12 protein-coding genes are annotated in these 15,261 nt (G+C 61.9%); 6 read left to right on the plus strand and 6 right to left on the minus strand.

Annotated elements, in window-relative coordinates:
* Nucleotides 1–219: 219 nt before the first annotated feature.
* The 3 genes from ABAC460_RS35900 to ABAC460_RS35910 all read right to left on the minus strand — a co-directional run bounded on the left by ABAC460_RS35900 (nt 220) and on the right by ABAC460_RS35910 (nt 3,804).
* The gene (locus ABAC460_RS35900) at nt 220–1,680 is read right to left on the minus strand and encodes an ammonium transporter (RefSeq protein ID WP_235075804.1); all 1,461 of its coding nucleotides are present in this window, start codon (nt 1,678–1,680) and stop codon (nt 220–222) included.
* A 339-nt stretch (nt 1,681–2,019) separates the two neighbouring features.
* Nucleotides 2,020–3,426, minus strand: a complete 1,407-nt coding sequence (gene glnA / locus ABAC460_RS35905) for a type I glutamate--ammonia ligase (RefSeq protein WP_023453542.1) — start codon at nt 3,424–3,426, stop codon at nt 2,020–2,022.
* 39 nt (nt 3,427–3,465) lie between these two features.
* Nucleotides 3,466–3,804: a P-II family nitrogen regulator gene (locus ABAC460_RS35910; RefSeq protein WP_006274230.1), complete on the minus strand. Its 339-nt coding sequence runs from the start codon at nt 3,802–3,804 to the stop codon at nt 3,466–3,468.
* A gap of 413 nt (nt 3,805–4,217) precedes the next feature.
* Between ABAC460_RS35910 and ABAC460_RS35915 the strand changes: the two genes are divergently transcribed.
* Complete coding sequence (locus ABAC460_RS35915; protein ID WP_162150322.1) at nt 4,218–7,196, plus strand: VIT domain-containing protein; 2,979 nt, start codon at nt 4,218–4,220, stop codon at nt 7,194–7,196.
* A 202-nt stretch (nt 7,197–7,398) separates the two neighbouring features.
* On the plus strand, nt 7,399–9,186 hold the full coding sequence (locus ABAC460_RS35920; RefSeq protein ID WP_023453544.1) for an amidohydrolase: 1,788 nt from the start codon (nt 7,399–7,401) through the stop codon (nt 9,184–9,186).
* Between the two features lie 334 nt (nt 9,187–9,520).
* On the opposite strand, the gene ABAC460_RS35925 is transcribed toward ABAC460_RS35920, so the two are convergent.
* A complete protein-coding gene (locus tag ABAC460_RS35925) occupies nt 9,521–10,072 on the minus strand; it encodes a TetR/AcrR family transcriptional regulator (RefSeq protein WP_023453545.1) in 552 nt (183 codons plus the stop codon).
* A gap of 100 nt (nt 10,073–10,172) precedes the next feature.
* On the opposite strand from ABAC460_RS35925, the gene ABAC460_RS35930 reads away from it, so the two are divergent.
* The 4 genes from ABAC460_RS35930 (at nt 10,173) to ABAC460_RS35945 (ending at nt 12,060) form a co-directional block, all read left to right on the plus strand.
* The gene (locus tag ABAC460_RS35930) at nt 10,173–10,832 is read left to right on the plus strand and encodes a hypothetical protein (protein WP_023453546.1); all 660 of its coding nucleotides are present in this window, start codon (nt 10,173–10,175) and stop codon (nt 10,830–10,832) included.
* 9 nt (nt 10,833–10,841) lie between these two features.
* Nucleotides 10,842–11,210: a VOC family protein gene (locus ABAC460_RS35935; RefSeq protein WP_023453547.1), complete on the plus strand. Its 369-nt coding sequence runs from the start codon at nt 10,842–10,844 to the stop codon at nt 11,208–11,210.
* 115 nt (nt 11,211–11,325) lie between these two features.
* Nucleotides 11,326–11,646 carry a quaternary ammonium compound efflux SMR transporter SugE gene (gene sugE, locus ABAC460_RS35940; protein WP_023453548.1) on the plus strand — a complete coding sequence of 107 codons (321 nt, stop codon included), beginning with the start codon at nt 11,326–11,328 and terminating at the stop codon, nt 11,644–11,646.
* A 66-nt stretch (nt 11,647–11,712) separates the two neighbouring features.
* Nucleotides 11,713–12,060, plus strand: coding sequence for a hypothetical protein (locus ABAC460_RS35945; RefSeq protein ID WP_023453549.1), 348 nt, complete (start codon nt 11,713–11,715; stop codon nt 12,058–12,060).
* On the opposite strand, the gene ABAC460_RS35950 is transcribed toward ABAC460_RS35945, so the two are convergent.
* Nucleotides 12,057–13,520 (minus strand): sodium:solute symporter family transporter, encoded by a 1,464-nt coding sequence (locus tag ABAC460_RS35950; RefSeq protein WP_023453550.1) that lies wholly within the window; start codon nt 13,518–13,520, stop codon nt 12,057–12,059. The genes ABAC460_RS35945 and ABAC460_RS35950 overlap by 4 nt on opposite strands.
* Nucleotides 13,521–13,632: 112 nt before the next feature.
* Nucleotides 13,633–14,985 (minus strand): L-histidine N(alpha)-methyltransferase, encoded by a 1,353-nt coding sequence (locus ABAC460_RS35955; RefSeq protein WP_023453551.1) that lies wholly within the window; start codon nt 14,983–14,985, stop codon nt 13,633–13,635.
* Nucleotides 14,986–15,261 lie beyond the last annotated feature (276 nt).

Below are 15,261 nucleotides of genomic sequence, written 5' to 3' on the forward strand. Positions count from 1 at the left end.
TCCCGTGCAGAATTTTATGTTTCTTTTGCAGTGCAAACAGATTTACACATTTGTGACAGGTGTCAAAGGGGTGTGACTACAAAACCCGAGGGTGTGTCAAAAATGCCCAGTCGTTCGCGCGGTCCGCGCTGAAACGTGGTGTGTTATAAGAAAACAGGGCGCTTCCGAAGAAGCGCCCTATCTCTTTTGTGCAACAGTTTCTGGTTAAGATGGGTGGTTTTAGTGATCCAGGACTTCGTCGTGCTGGGTCGAGTCGAGACCGGCTTCTTCATCAGCTTCCGACACCCGAAGGCCCGTCGTGAACTTGCAGATGATAAGAATGATCAGGGTACCGACGAGCGACCAGGCAATCGTGATGCCCAGGCCGTACAGTTGCTTCATGACCTGTTCCATGCCGGGGTTGCCGAGGCTGTTGATCTTCGGATCGCACAGGATGCCCGTCAGGACGGCGCCCAGGAAACCACCGGCACCATGGATGCCGAAAGCGTCGAGCGAGTCGTCGTAGCCGAGCAGCTTCTTGATCCAGGTAGCCGAGATGTAGCAGACCGGACCGGCGAGCGCACCGCAGATCATGGCGCCCATCGGGTTGACGAAACCGGCAGCCGGGGTGATCACAACCAGACCGGCAACCAGGCCGGACAGGATGCCGATCAGCGACGGCTTGCCGCGGAAGATCCACTCAACAACCTTCCAGGAGATGCCGCCCATACAGGCCGCCAGGATGGTGTTCAGCAGAGCGACCGAAGCGATGTTGTCGCCAGCCCATTCCGAACCGGCGTTGAAGCCGATCCAGCCGACGAACAGCAGCGAGGCGCCAACCATGACGAACACGACGTTGTTCGGCGCCATGTTTTCCGAGCCGTAACCCTTACGGCGGCCCAGGAACAGAGCGGCGACCAGGCCGGCCACGCCCGAGTTGCAGTGAACGACGGCGCCACCGGCGAAGTCGAGAACGCCAGCCTGACCCAGCAGACCACCGCCCCAAACCATGTGGCAGATCGGCGCGTAAACCAGCAGCGACCACAGGATCATGAACAGGATCAGGCCCGAAAACTTGACGCGTTCGGCGAACGCACCGGTGATCAGGGCCGGGGTAATGATGGCGAAGGTCAGCTGGTAAGCAATCCAGGTATATTCGGAAATGCCAGCGACGAAGCCGTTATTGTAGGCCGTAGCCATGGTCGTCTTGGCGAGGAGCAGGTTGTCGAAACCGCCGAAGAAGAGGTTCGCGGTGTCTGCCGGAACGCCGAAGATCGATTCCGCGACCTTGCCGAAGGCCAGAGAGTAGCCGACCGCCCACCACGCAACCGAAACGAAGCAGGTGATGGCGACCGACTGGGTCACGGTGGCGACGATGTTCTTCCTGCGCACCATGCCGCCGTAGAACAGCGCCAGGCCCGGCAGGGTCATCATCAGCACCATGGCGGTACAGAAGATGAGATAGGTGGTGGCCGCCGGATCCGACACCAGCGGGACCTGGGATGGCAACAGTGCCTCAGCCGCCGGAGCGGCTTCAGCAGCAGGTGCCGCTTCCTCGACCGCCGAGGCGGCATCGGAAGCAACGGCTTCAGCAGAGGCCACCGCAGTGTCCTGAGCCAAAGCTATGCTGGCGGCGGGGGCCACCAGAAGGAGGGCGGCAGCCGCAGCGACGGCCCTCGAGAGTTTGATCCACGTTTTCAAAGTATCCCCCTTGGATAAGCGGATATTGCACATGCTCACAGTGCCGTGACTTCGGGGGATCGAAAAGACTAATGTGCGCTTAACGCAGGACTAGGCCGGTTCGCGGTGCCGTTTGCGTCATTTATGTGTCAAATTGTGGCCAAAGCGCGCCAAAACACCATAAATAGATGTGGTTACGGATGAAACTAATTTGGTTTCAAGTGAAATAAAATTTGTATGACAATTGAGGGCGTTTTACCGGAAAATCGGCCGGAAACGAAACAGGCCGCCCGTTTCGGGGCGGCCTGTAGCAGATGGTAATGCCTGTGGCAAATGACAAGTGCCGTCAGGCAGCAATCCTTAGCACTTGTAGTACATGTCGAACTCGACCGGGTGCGGGCGCAGTTCCAGGTTCATGACTTCTTCCATCTTCAGGTCGATATACGAATCGATGAAGTCGTCGTCCATGACGCCGCCCTTTTTCAGGAAGGCGCGGTCCTTGTCCAGGCTCTGCAGAGCTTCACGCAGGCTGCCGCAGACTTCCGGGATGTTCTTCTGCTCTTCGGGGGGCAGGTGGTACAGATCCTTGTCCGCCGGCGCGCCCGGATCGATGCGGTTCTCGATACCGTCGAGGCCGGCCATCAGCAGGGCGGTGAAGGTCAGGTACGGGTTGCCCATCGGATCGGGGAAGCGCGCTTCGATACGCTTGCCCTTCGGCGACGACACCCACGGAATACGGATCGAGGCGGAGCGGTTGCGGGCCGAATAGGCCAGCTTCACCGGGGCTTCGTAGCCCGGGACCAGACGCTTGTAGCTGTTGGTCGTCGAGTTCGAGAAGGCGTTGATGGCCTTGGCGTGCTTGATGATGCCGCCGATGTACCACAGGCACATGTCGGACAGGCCGGCATACTTGTCACCGGCGAACAAAGGCTTGCCGTTGTTCCAGATCGACTGGTGGACGTGCATGCCCGAACCGTTGTCGCCGAACATCGGCTTGGCCATGAAGGTGGCCGTCTTGCCGTAGGCGTGAGCGACGTTGTGGACGACGTACTTGTACAGCTGCAGGCGGTCGGCCATGGTCAGCATGTCCGAGAACTTCAGACCCAGTTCGTGTTGGGCCGGCGCCACTTCGTGGTGGTGCTTTTCCGGTTCCATGCCCAGTTCGCCCATGACGGCCAGCATTTCGCCGCGCAGGTCCTGCGCCGAGTCGACCGGGTTGACGGGGAAGTAGCCGCCCTTGATGCCCGGGCGGTGGCCCATATTGCCTTCGGGGTAGACCTTGGCCGAGTTGCCCGGCAGTTCCGAGGCGTCATAGGCGTAGCCGGTGTTTTCCGGCGTGATCGACCAGCGGACGTCGTCAAAGATGAAGAATTCGGCTTCCGGGCCGAAATAGACGGTGTCGCCGACGCCGGCCGACTTCACATAGGCCAGGGCCTTCTTGGAGATCGAACGCGGGTCGCGGTTATACGGCTCGTTGGTGTCGGGGTTCACGACGTCGCAGAACAGGAAGAGGGTGGTCTGCTGATAGAAGGGGTCGATATAGGCCGTCTTCAGGTCGGGACGCAGCTTCATGTCCGACTCGTTGATCGCCTTCCAGCCGGCGATCGACGAACCGTCGAACATGGTGCCGTCATCCAGGAAGTCTTCGTCGACCAGGTCGATGTCGAAGGTTACGTGTTGCATTTTGCCGCGCACGTCGGAGAAGCGCACGTCAACATACTTGACGTCCTTTTCCTTGATGAGCTTGAGAATGTCGGCAGAAGTCATGTTTGACGCCCCGTTAAGCCGTTAATTACAAAGAAAGACCTAGACCGCTTGTGGTCCGGACTCTCCGGTTCGGATGCGAACGACGTCCTGGACGTCACTCACGAAGATTTTGCCGTCGCCGATCTTGCCGGTGCGCGCCGCGGTCTGGATGGCCTCCAGGGCGGCGGGGGCAAGGTCGTCGGCCACGACCAGCTCGATCTTGATCTTCGGAAGAAAATCAACAACGTATTCGGCACCCCGGTAGAGTTCCGAGTGACCCTTCTGGCGGCCGTAGCCCTTGGCCTCCAGGACAGTCATGCCTTGAACCCCGATTTCCTGAAGGGCTTCCTTCACTTCGTCGAGCTTGAAGGGCTTGATGACGGCTTCTATCTTTTTCATGAGCAATCCATAAAAACTTTTAGACCGTTCAATGTCGTAACTTGTTTGCATCGCGCAAGAATGCAAGCCGTTTTGGTAACGCGAGGCTCACATGGCTGAAGGAATCGGTTACGATACGTGAACGCTGAGGTTTCAGATTTAGCCTTCCGGCGGGCCAAACACAAAGGGAAATTGCGTTTTAGCTCAGATTCGCCGTGCATAAAGGGAAAATTTACCCGAATCGCCGGTCGCCGCCACACCTAAACGTGATAGTGGTCTCAACTGCAATTATATGCGCCGCATGGCCGCAGACTCAAGCCGAAAATCGCGGTTATGCTGCATTGCGATGCAGGTTCCGGCCCTGCCTGTCCTGCCTTCACTTTGCCACGATGCCGTCGCAGCGTCGGCGCGGGTTGACAAACGGGGGCGGGGACATGCGAAGAACGGCACTTTTGATGATGACGGCGGCCTGGCTGGTGGCGGGTGCCCCGGCCTGGGCGGAAACAGCCGTAAAACCGCCCGCGCCGGCGCTGCAACTGGTGGCGCACAACATCCGCAACGATCGCGGCGAGGACGTCGATGCCGCGCTGAAGATTTCGACTTTGGATATCAAGATCGATATCGCCGGCCGCATGGCGCAGACCACCCTTCTGGTCACCTTTGCCAATCCGACCGAGGATGCGCTGGAAGGCGATTTCAGCCTGGCCCTGCCGATCGGCGCCTCGGTGACGGCTTATGCCCTGGATATCGACGGCGTCATGGTCGACGGAGTCCTTCAGCCGCGCGAACAGGCCCGCGAAGCCTATGAGGAGCAACTGCGGCAAGGCGTCGATCCCGGCCTGGGCGAGGTTACCGGCAATGCCTTCCGCACGCGCATCTTCCCGATCCTGCCCGGCGCGGGCCGGACGGTGCGCATCACCTATATCGCTCCCCTGGGACCCGACGGCCGATTCGTTCTGCCGGTGACCACCGGCGGCGAGGTCGAAAAGTTGAAACTGACGGTCACGGCTCTGGGCATGAAGGCGGCGCCATTGGTTACCCTTGCGGGACAGGCCTTTACCCGTTCCGGCGAAGCTTTCGTGCTGGAGCGCGAGAAGGTGAGTCTGGCGGGGGAGGTGGCCGTCACCGGGCTGGAGCCGGACCAGCCCCTGACCCTGACCCGCCACAGCAATGGCGACAAGTTTTTCGAACTGATCGTCGCCGCCGAACCGGCCGGCAACTACAGGACGCGAACCGTGCGGCTGTACTGGGACGCCTCGCGGTCGCGCGCCACGCAGAATGTGGCGGCAGAGGCCAGGCTGGTCGCCGACTATGTCGCCCGCACGGCGCCAAAATCGCTCGATCTGGTCCTGTTTTCCGATGGCAAGCCGACGGTCCGCCATTTCGACAGCCCGACGCCGGAGGTTATTCTGGAAGCGCTGAGCCAGGTCCAGTACACCGGCGCCACCCGTTTTACCGACCTGCAGAAGGCCGTGCCTGGCCGCGCCGATATCTGCCTGGTCGTGTCGGATGGCCGCATGACCATCGACAGCTTCAAGCCGGGGCGCTGGCCGTGCCGGGTTCTGACCCTTTCGTCGGACCCGGAGGCGCGACGCGACGTGCTGCGCCAGGTCTCGGTGCGCAATGGGGGCGCCTATGTCGACCTGGCCGAACTGGGGCCGGAGGCGGCGATGAAGCTTCTGGTGGCGCGCGGGCCGCGGGCGGCCGATGTCTTTGCCGGCGACGGTTCGCTTGCCGACTATACGGTCACGCCGATGGGCGATGACTATTACCGCATCGTCGGTCCCTTGCCGCGCGGCGACATGCTGGCGCTGGACGACGGTGAGCGCGTGCACACCTTTCCGCTGCACCCGAAACAGATCATCGAACATGACGGCGCCGGTGTCGCGTGGGGCGCGGCGCTGATCGACGCCCTGGGCGCCACCGATACACCCGACGCGGACAAGATCCTGGCGACGGCGCGGCGGTATCGCGTCGCCACGCCGGACGTCAGCTTCATCGTACTTGAAACCGGCGCCGACTATGCCCGGGCCGGGATCGCGCCGCCGGCGACGGCGCCGAAGGCCCTTCTCGACGACTACACCCTTATCCGTGATGAGGTCGCCACCGAAGCCGCCCGGCGCAAGGCCGAGCGGCTGGAGGACATTACCGACGCCTGGGAGAGCCAGGTGCTGTGGTGGGAGTCCAAACCGCTGAGCCTGGGTGAGGCGCGGCGGGAGATACAGAAGCGGAATCGGCGCAGCGACGACCGCAACAGCGCCATGGCCGAAATGGCGGCACTGCCGGCGCCTGCGGCAACGCCACCCGCCATGGAGGCCCAATCGGACAGCGACGGGATGGTGGTGGTAACCGGGGCGCGCCGGTCTTTGCACAGTTCCGTCATGGCCAAGCGCGACGCTTCCGGCGTCCGGGAGGCGGGCGAAGGTCAGATCGAGATCGAAACGGCGGAATGGAACCCTGACCGGCCCTATCTGGGGGCGCTCAAGGGCGTCAAGCCGGGCGACGTGGCCGCCTTCCGCGCCGTGTTTGCCGAGCAGGAAAAGGCCAATGGCGCCACGCCGGCCTTCTATTTCGACATGGCCGAGTGGATGTTCCGCAACGGTTTCGCCACAGCGGCGCCGGCCGTGGCGCGCACCGCCCTGGAACTGTCCGACAGCGACATCACCACCCGTATCATCCTGGCCGGCCGCCTGCTGCGCTACGGCGCCTTCGACGACGCCATCTGGCTGGATGAGCAGGTGGCGCGCATGACGCCGGACAAGCCCCAGGCTAAGCGCAACCTGGCACTGGCGATCATTGCGGCGACCGATGCCCGGCTTGAGGCGGGAGGCCTCGATGAAGACGCGGCCGCCGACGCCTATTTGCGGGCGCTGGTCCTGTTGTGCGAGGTCGTTCTGACGCCGTGGGATGACGACTATGACGGTATCGAACTGATCGCGCTGATGGAAGCCAACCACCTGGCGGCAAAGCTGAAAGCCCTGGATGTGCCGGCGGGCGATATCGCCGCGGTCCTGCCGAAACAACTGACGGCGCTGCTGGACGTCGATATCCGCATCCTGCTGGAATGGAACACCGACAAGACCGACATGGATCTGTGGGTGGACGAGCCGTCCGGCGAACGCTCGATCTACAGCAACCCCAGGACCCTGCTGGGCGGGCGGCTGTCGAACGACATGACCCGCGGCTACGGACCGGAAGAGTATCTGCTGCGTACGGCGCCAAAGGGCGTCTACGAAGTAATGGCCAATGTTTATGCCGCCGATCGGCTGGATCCCAATGGCGCGACCAATATCATCGTCCACCTCTACCGCGACTGGGGCCGTCCGACCGAAAAGGAGGAAAGTTTCGTCATCGAACTGAAGAGAGACCAGAAGCACGAAGCCGTTACTGTGGGCAAATTCAAGCGGGAGTGAAAGACTTTTTGGAAACTCCGTCCGGCTGGCCTGCAAAGTGCCGTTTTCTGCGCTTCCGGTGCTCACGTACTGAAGTACGCTCCGCTCCGGTTCTCGAAACCAGCCCTTTTCGGCTCAGCCTTACGGCTTTCCAAAAAGTCTTTGTGAGCTTGACAGCGGCGCCGTCGCGGCAATGATGCAACTGTGATCACAGGAGCGCCGTATGACATTGCCGATCGTCCGACTGGGATGGCTTGCCGCCGCTCTGTGCAGCCTGGCCTTTCCTGCCGCCGCCGCTCAGAAACCGGCCGAAACCGTCTTCATCGGCGGCAAGGTCCTGACCCTGGACGTCAAGGGCACGGTGGCCCAGGCGGTGGCGGTCAGGGACGGCAGGATCGTCTTTGTCGGCGATGACGCCGGCGCGAAGGCCCTGACCGGCCGCAAGACGACCGTGGTCGACCTGCACGGGCGGACCCTGATGCCGGGCCTGGTCGACGGGCACATGCACCCGCAGTCGGGGGGCTTGCGTACGCTCGGCTGCAATCTCAACTACGAGCGTCTGACGCGCGAAGACTTCCTGGGGCGCATCCAGGCCTGTCTCGACGCCGAAGCCGACGCGCCGTCGGACCACTGGCTGGTGGTCATCAACTGGTTCCAGCAGGACATGATCCCGTCCGGCTACGGTCCGACCCGGGCTGACCTCGACACCCTGACGACCAAACGCCCGGTCATGGTGCGTTCGTCCTTCGGCCATTCCGCCCTGGTCAACTCCACCGGGCTGGCGGTTGCCAAAATCACCCGCGACACGCCCGACCCGAAGGACGGCCGCATCGTCCGCGGCGGCGACGGAGAGGCGACCGGTCTGCTGGAAGACGCCGCCCAGTCCCAGGTCCAGGCGCTGATCCCGCCACCCGACGAAGCTACCAACCTCAAGGCAGCGCGCATCGCGCTTAAACTGATGGCCGAGCAGGGGATCACCACCTTCCTGGACGCCTATACCGATATCGAGACCTTGACGGCCTACCAGACCTTGTACCGCAGCGGAGAACTGACGGCGCGCGGCCACTTCGCCGTCCTGGTCGACGTCACGGAAAACTACGACCCGGCCGCTGCCGTCGCCGAGGTGGTCCGCGAACGCGATGTCTACGACACCGGCGACCAGGGCGTGAAGCCGGGCCTGCGCATCCATACCGCCAAGCTGTTCCTCGATGGTGTCATCACGGCGCCGGCCTTTACCGGCGTGATGGTGGCGCCATACTTCGAAAATACTGGAAGTGAATCCGATCCCCACTGGCGGCCGGGCAGCAACCGCGGCCCCAAGTCGTATTTCAGTTATGACCAGTTGACCGACACGATGCGTCGGCTGGCCGACGCCGGGATCGACCCGCATATGCATGCCGATGGCGACGGCGCCGTGCGTCTGGCTCTGGATGCCGTGGCCGACCTGCGCCGCACCCATCCGGGTAAGGATATACGTCCGGCCATCGCCCATGCCGAGATCGTCGATCCGGCCGACTTCCCGCGCTTTGCCGAACTCAACGCTGTGCCGGTCCTGTCGTTCCAGTGGGGCAAACCCGCCGCCGACACGATCGAAGGGGCGCGCGACTACCTCGGGCCCTACCGCCACGCCATCATGGAGCCGTCGGGTCTGCTGGCGATTTATGGCGCGCGCCTGACCTTCGGTAGCGACTGGCCGGTAGATGCGCTCGACGAATGGTTTGCCCTAAAAGTCGCCGTCACCCGCACCACGACCCGTGACGATCAGGCCAAATATCCGGGCCGGCTAGGGGTAGACCCGGGATTGAGCCGGGATGCGGCTCTGCGCGCCATGACGTCGGGCTCGGCCTATGCCTTGCATGTTGAAAGCGATGTTGGTTCGGTCGAGACCGGCAAATATGCCGACCTGATCGTGCTGGACCGTGATCTGACGGCGACCGCACCGGAGGATCTGGGGGATACGAAGGTCGTGCTGACCATGGTGGGCGGCAAGGTGGTCTATCGGCGGGAGTGAATGTCTTACGCGGCAGAAATTTTCACGGGACGCCTGGGCATAACGTCGATAATGAGTATTGCGGGGTCTGAGCTTTCGGCCCATGGCAACGCATCAAGATCTGGTATGTATTTCATAAAGATATATGTGTGCTCGTCAATTTCATGAGCGCTATTTCCAAAATTTACCAAAACTAAGTTACGTCTCGCTCGAACTCTATGTATTCCGTTCGTCATGGGTTTTATTTTCTATTTATGAGAATAAATTTTCTCCTCATTTTAAACTGTAGATGTTTCATGAGTTCAAAATATGACCTTATTAAATATTTACAACTATTTGGTGTAGATTCCGAATCTCAGGCTTGAAAGATCGACCGGACCAAACCATTGCTGGTCAAATGAAGCGTCTCGGCCAGCACCGTCTGGGATACAGCGACCTGGCCCAGAATCCACGGCGTCAGCAAAGCGAACTGCGCAGCGGCGATCTGTGATGCCAGCAACCGCAGCGGAATCGGTGGTGTCGCCTCGGTCAGCTTTTCCAGCCGCGCCTCGATCAGTTCGGCCAGGACATCCAGCATGATATCGCGCGCCGGCAGGTAGAACAGCACCCGGCCCAGGGCCTGACGCTCCTTGAAATGCTGCAGCCACCAGCCCAGTTGCGCCGGCACATCGCGCGATCCGATCACCGCCGCCAAGGACGACATCGGCATGGTCAGGCTGTCGCGCAGCATATCGCTCTTGGTGCGGAAATGCTCATACAGGGTCGAGCGGCCGACATTGGCGCGCTGGGCCACCGCGGCCACCGTCACATCGTTGTAGTTCAGCTCGAACAACAGCTCGATAAAGGCCCGGCGGATGGCCTGGCGGGTCTTTTCCTGACGGCGATCGAGCGAGTCTTCGGCGGACATATCGGCCCCTTTGTCCAGTATCAGACAAAACCTATGCCGAATTTGGCGACGGAACGCACCTGTTTTTCTAGGCTGGTCCCTCACATCTGAGGAAACCATCGTGACCACCTTTCCCCCTTTGCGCCTGAACGCGCCGGCCTATGGCTGGCTGCTGGGTCTGTCGACCCTGGCCGCCCTGGCCTTTATCAGCCACCACCCGACCGCCAATTTGGGCCACCCCGAGGACGGCCTGAACAATATCCTGGCCGTTGCCGCCCAGGGCCAACAGGTGCATGGCGCCCTGACCGTCATGGTGCTGCTGTTCGCCACCGGCTTTTCGGGCTTTGCCTGGCGGCTGGGCATCTCGCATCCTTTGGTGATGGCCGGCTGGCTCAGCTATGTCGGCGGCAGCCTGGTCATGATGTTCGCCGCCCTGTTCGACGGTTTCATCATCGCCGATATCGCCGCGCGGATGGGGGATCACCCTGAGACCGCCTACGGGTTGATCCAGTTCAGCGGCATTGTCATCCAGGCCGTCGCGCGGCTGGCCTTCGTGCTTACGGCGCTGAGTTCGGTCTTCTGGGGCCTCGCCCTGCTGCATTACAAAGGCCTGACGCGCGGACTGGGCGCCCTGAGCCTGGCCGTCGGCACGGCATCCCTGGCCTGCCTGCTGCTGACGACGATAGGTTTCGACGTCGGCCGTTTGTTGATCTATATGGCAGCCCAGGCCGTCTGGCACATGGCCGTGGCCCTGTGGCTGATCCGCACGAAACCGGAATAGGAGATCCGCATGCCCGCCATTCTCGACCAGCGCCTGTTCCTGCCGACCAAGAACTTCAAACGCTCGATCGACTTCTACACCCGCCTGGGCTGGACCTCGGTCTATCAGGACGCCGACCTGGCGCTGATGAAGCTGAGCCCGTCGCACTTTTTCCTGCAAAACGCCTTCGTCGAGGCGTGGGCGCACAACACCATGGTGCACCTGGTCGTCGACGACGCCACCGCCTGGTTCGACAAGGCCAAGCAGGTCAAGGCCGATGGCGGTTTCACAGAAGTGACGGTGCATCCGCCACGTCGGGAGGCCTACGGCGCCCTGGCGACCCATGTGCTGGACCCGGCCGGGGTGCTGCTGTTCTTCGCCCAGATGGATCAGGCCTGACCTTGACTTGGTGCATCCGATTTCCTAACTGGGCGGCGCGGAGACCACGTTCCCGCCGCCTGACCTGAGGTGGATCAAGACCGGGACGGCCCGGCAGCTCTTTAGGGAGACTGCCATGGCGTGGTTTGTTCTGGTTATTGCCGGTATTTTCGAAGTCATCTGGGCCTATGCGATGAAGCAGTCGCACGGCTTTACGCGGCTGTGGCCCAGCGTTGTCACCATTGTCGGCATGCTGATCAGCTTCGGCCTGTTGTCGTGGTCGATGAAGTCGCTGCCGCTGGGCACGGCCTATATGGTGTGGACGGGCATCGGCGCGATCGGCGCCTTTATCGTCGGTGTTGTTGTGCTGGGCGAATCCGCCAATCCGATGCGCATCGGTGCGGCCGTGATGATCGTTGGCGGCCTGGTGCTGATGAAGCTGTCCAGCCCGGCCTGAGCGAGGATTGCGGCTTGCCGTCATGTTCGTAATGGGGCAGGCTTGGGCAGATTTCGGGGAAGCGCGATGGCGATCGACGGAAAATGTTTCTGGCTCTCGCCGGCAGATGAGGATCCCGACTGGCAACCGGACGACAAGGAAAGCCTGATTCTGTATGTCGAGAACGGCCCAATGATTTTGGCCGCCGCAACATTGGAGCCGCCGTGTACATTGTGCGGTGCGCGCCTTGGGTCCGTTTCGTGGCAATATGACGGTGTATGGCTATGGCCGGGTGACACCGGCCACTATGTCCGCCTTCACGGATTTCGCTTGCCGGATGCCTTTGTCGACGACGTCCGTGCGCGAAACTATCAGTGCGTCGCCGTCGATGAGATCGATTACGAAAAGCTGCCCTGGCCGTCAGACCCGGCTTAATCCGCCCGGTCCGCGGGCTTGCCGGCGCCGCATAGCAGCAGGTTGACGAGCAAACTGACGGCAATGCCGATGCCGGCTTCGTTGAACGCCGGGCTGTATCCCATCAGCGTCCAGGCATAGGCGGCCGCCAGGCCGGATATCATCGCAGCCAGCAACGAAATCCCGCTATGGCGCCAGCGGAAGATCTTGATCATCACCGGCCCGGCAAGGGCGGCGCCGATCTTCGACACGGCGTCGACGGCGATGCTGAACACGCTGCCCGGCAGGATGAACGACATGGCGATGGTGCCCAGGCCGATGACCAGTGTAAAGGCCGTGGTGATGGCCAGGGACGACCGGTTCTGGCCCAGGACATGGCCCAGCAGGTCGCGCCGCAGGGCCTGGCTGATCGCCACCAGCAGGCCGTTCGAGGTCGAGGCGATGGTGGCGAAGACGTCGGCGAAGATGATGCCCGTGGCGATCGGCCCCATATAGCTCTGGAAGAACAAACTCAGCCCCGTTTCCGGGTCGGCGATATCGGGCATGACGCCGCGCAGCAGGATGCCGAAGGTGGTCATGGCCAGCCAGGTGCCTTGCAGGAAGCCGATATAGATCCACTTGGCCGCCCGGGTTTCCTCCGGACTGGCGCCGGCCATGTAGCGCGTCACGATCTGGGGCTGGCCCAGGCCGAACCCGATGGCCGCCCCGGCATAGCCGGCGACGAACCCGGCCGCGGCCAAGAGCGAACCGTGCGGCGAAATCCTCCAGAACTCCGGCCCTACCGATTCCAGATTGGCCGAAAACGCCGCATGGTCGCTGAGCGCGAACCACGCCACCGCGCCCAGGGCGACGACGGTGCCGAAAATACGTATCACCGCCTGGACCGTATCGGTATAGACGCTGCCGCGAAACCCGCCCAGGCTGGAATAGAGGACGATGGTGCCGCCGAACAAAAGCAGTGCGCTGACCTCGGACAGGTCGAACACCCCCGACAGGAACTTCTTGCCCGCCAACCATTGCGCCGAGGTGTACATCGACAAGAACACCACCAGCAGCAGGGCCGAGGCGAGGGCGATCAGCTTGGCGGTCCGGCCGCTGAGGCCGTGGGTCAGCAGTTCCGACAGGGTGGTGGCCGAAGCCTGGCGGGCGGCGGCATTCAAACGGTCGGGAAACAGCCCCCAGTAGATCAGGTCGCCCAGCAGCCAGGCCAACGGAAACAGCAGCCACTGCATCCCGCCGGCATAGCCCAGACCGACGGCGCCGGTAACGATGAAGCCGCTGTTGCCGGTGGTGGCGGCGCTTAAACCCACCAGCCAGCGGTTCAGGCCGCGGCCGGCCAGGTCTTCGTCGGCCCAATCCTTGTCTTCAATGTCGTGTGAGGCGGACGGACGCGCCGCCTTGATGCGGGCGAAGGCGGCGGCGGCAAAGGTCAGAGCGAGGGTCAGCAGGAAGACTGCCCCCGAAAGCCCCAGCTTTTCCATCAACGCCTCCTCGTACCTGTATTTATATGACCTAAGCCCCGGACATCCGCCATGGTCTCACTTCGGACGGGCCCGATACGATTCGGAGCGGACCGGCCCGGAAGCGGCGCGATCATTCCAAAGCGGGTGTCGTCCGGCGGAACAGCAGATGTTTGAACCGCGGATTATCGTTACGCTCATAGGCGCCGACAAAGTCGAAGCCCCGGAAGAACGCCTTGAACTTTTCGAGCCGGTAACGCTTGGATTCCAGCAGGGTCAGCATGGTGCCCGAGATGGCGATCTGCAGCTTGGCGGCAATGGTGCCTTCGATAAAATCGTCGAAACGTTCGGGAGGTCCTACGTTGACCACCACCTTTTTCCGTCGGTCTTCTTTGACCGGCGAAACGCCCTGGCGGTCCAGTTCGCCGCGAATGGGCCCCAGGGCCAGGTCCTTCATGCCGTCGCCGCCATATTCCTCTTTGAGCCGGGTCTCGATGTCCCGGGGCGAGATGCCGTCGATGAACTCAGCCGCCAGCAGCAGGTAGTCGCCCTCCTTTGAGCAGGCGCGGATCGAGGTCAGGAAGTTGTTTTCGTTGATATTGCCGATGGTCCCGCCCAGGCACATGAACACCGTGGCCGAGCCGTCCTGGGGCTGGATCTTCCATTTCAGCGGATAGAGGTCGGTGAAGTCGGCATGGAAGGGCTGGATCTGGACATTGGCCGGCCGGTCCTTGGTCTGGAAAATCTCCTGGATATGCTTGTAGGTATCGAACAGCATGTCATAGCTGGCGTCGATGATGGCGTAGTTGATCAGCCGCTTGCGTTCGTTGCGGGTAATCTTGTCGATCGACGACAGGACGATATCGTCCTTTTCGGCCGAGCCGGCACCCAGGATTACGACGCTGCCGACCTTGTTATTGCTGATCAGCTCGACCCAGGGATCGCTTTCGACGAAATCGCCCAGAAGCACCTGGCACATGTTCAGGTTCTTGTAGCCCTTGTCGTTGGCGGCGCGGTGATAGTTGGCGACGCAGTCGCGGCCGATATACATGTTCCTCTGGTCGACCAGGCGGTTACGCAGCCAGTCGGAGAAGTTCTCGTCATTGACCGCCAGGTCGACGTGGAAGGTATGGATAAATTCCTGCTGGGCGGGCAGGGGGACAACGCCCTGGTTCTGGGCCGGCATGGCCGCCCAGACGGAGATATAGGGCTCTTCGACCAGGAAATAGTTGGGCGTGTCGGCGGGCAGGCCGAAGATACGGTTCATGCCCTTGAAGAAGAATTCGTGGCCGTCTCCGCGCGGCGGCCCTTTTTTCCAGCGGTTGATCAGGTCGCCGTAGTCGGAATCGAGCTTGCGCTCCATATGGGCTTCGACCGCCCGGGCCAGCGACGCCGCCGACCGCGTCCCGGTCAGCTTATAGGCGGCCTCGATCTTCTGTTCCCAATCCAGAATGCCTTCATCATCGTCGTGGAATTTTTTGTACACGATCTTCCCCCAGTCTCAACGAGTCACCGGATACAACAGGCCTGCGCCTCCGTCGCGTGTTTTCGTTTCCTGCGTGTCCGCGACTGTGCGCCCGTAAACGGATCGATTCGGGCCGGATCGTTGCAGAGCTGTTACGTTCCGCAACATTCCCGTTCAGTGTGGGTTCAGCTAGTGTGAGATGGCGTTGATAACTGGCGCCGCGGCCGGAGGGGGGAATTCCGGGGCGGTCCGCCTATCGACGGGGGGAGAGGGGGGAAAAAGCTTCAGCCGGGACGC

The organism is Asticcacaulis sp. AC460, from assembly GCF_000495795.1.
In the GTDB taxonomy this organism is placed as follows: Bacteria; Pseudomonadota; Alphaproteobacteria; order Caulobacterales; family Caulobacteraceae; genus Asticcacaulis.

What these genes read in the sequence shown, in the direction of transcription:
- ABAC460_RS35950 (WP_023453550.1), bottom strand. Translation starts at nt 13,520, where the DNA reads ATGGAAAAGCTGGGGCTTTCGGGGGCAGTCTTCCTGCTGACCCTCGCT.
- glnA (WP_023453542.1), bottom strand. Translation starts at nt 3,426, where the DNA reads ATGACTTCTGCCGACATTCTCAAGCTCATCAAGGAAAAGGACGTCAAG.
- ABAC460_RS35910 (WP_006274230.1), bottom strand. Translation starts at nt 3,804, where the DNA reads ATGAAAAAGATAGAAGCCGTCATCAAGCCCTTCAAGCTCGACGAAGTG.
- ABAC460_RS35920 (WP_023453544.1), top strand. Translation starts at nt 7,399, where the DNA reads ATGACATTGCCGATCGTCCGACTGGGATGGCTTGCCGCCGCTCTGTGC.
- ABAC460_RS35915 (WP_162150322.1), top strand. Translation starts at nt 4,218, where the DNA reads ATGCGAAGAACGGCACTTTTGATGATGACGGCGGCCTGGCTGGTGGCG.
- ABAC460_RS35935 (WP_023453547.1), top strand. Translation starts at nt 10,842, where the DNA reads ATGCCCGCCATTCTCGACCAGCGCCTGTTCCTGCCGACCAAGAACTTC.
- sugE (WP_023453548.1), top strand. Translation starts at nt 11,326, where the DNA reads ATGGCGTGGTTTGTTCTGGTTATTGCCGGTATTTTCGAAGTCATCTGG.
- ABAC460_RS35925 (WP_023453545.1), bottom strand. Translation starts at nt 10,072, where the DNA reads ATGTCCGCCGAAGACTCGCTCGATCGCCGTCAGGAAAAGACCCGCCAG.
- ABAC460_RS35945 (WP_023453549.1), top strand. Translation starts at nt 11,713, where the DNA reads ATGGCGATCGACGGAAAATGTTTCTGGCTCTCGCCGGCAGATGAGGAT.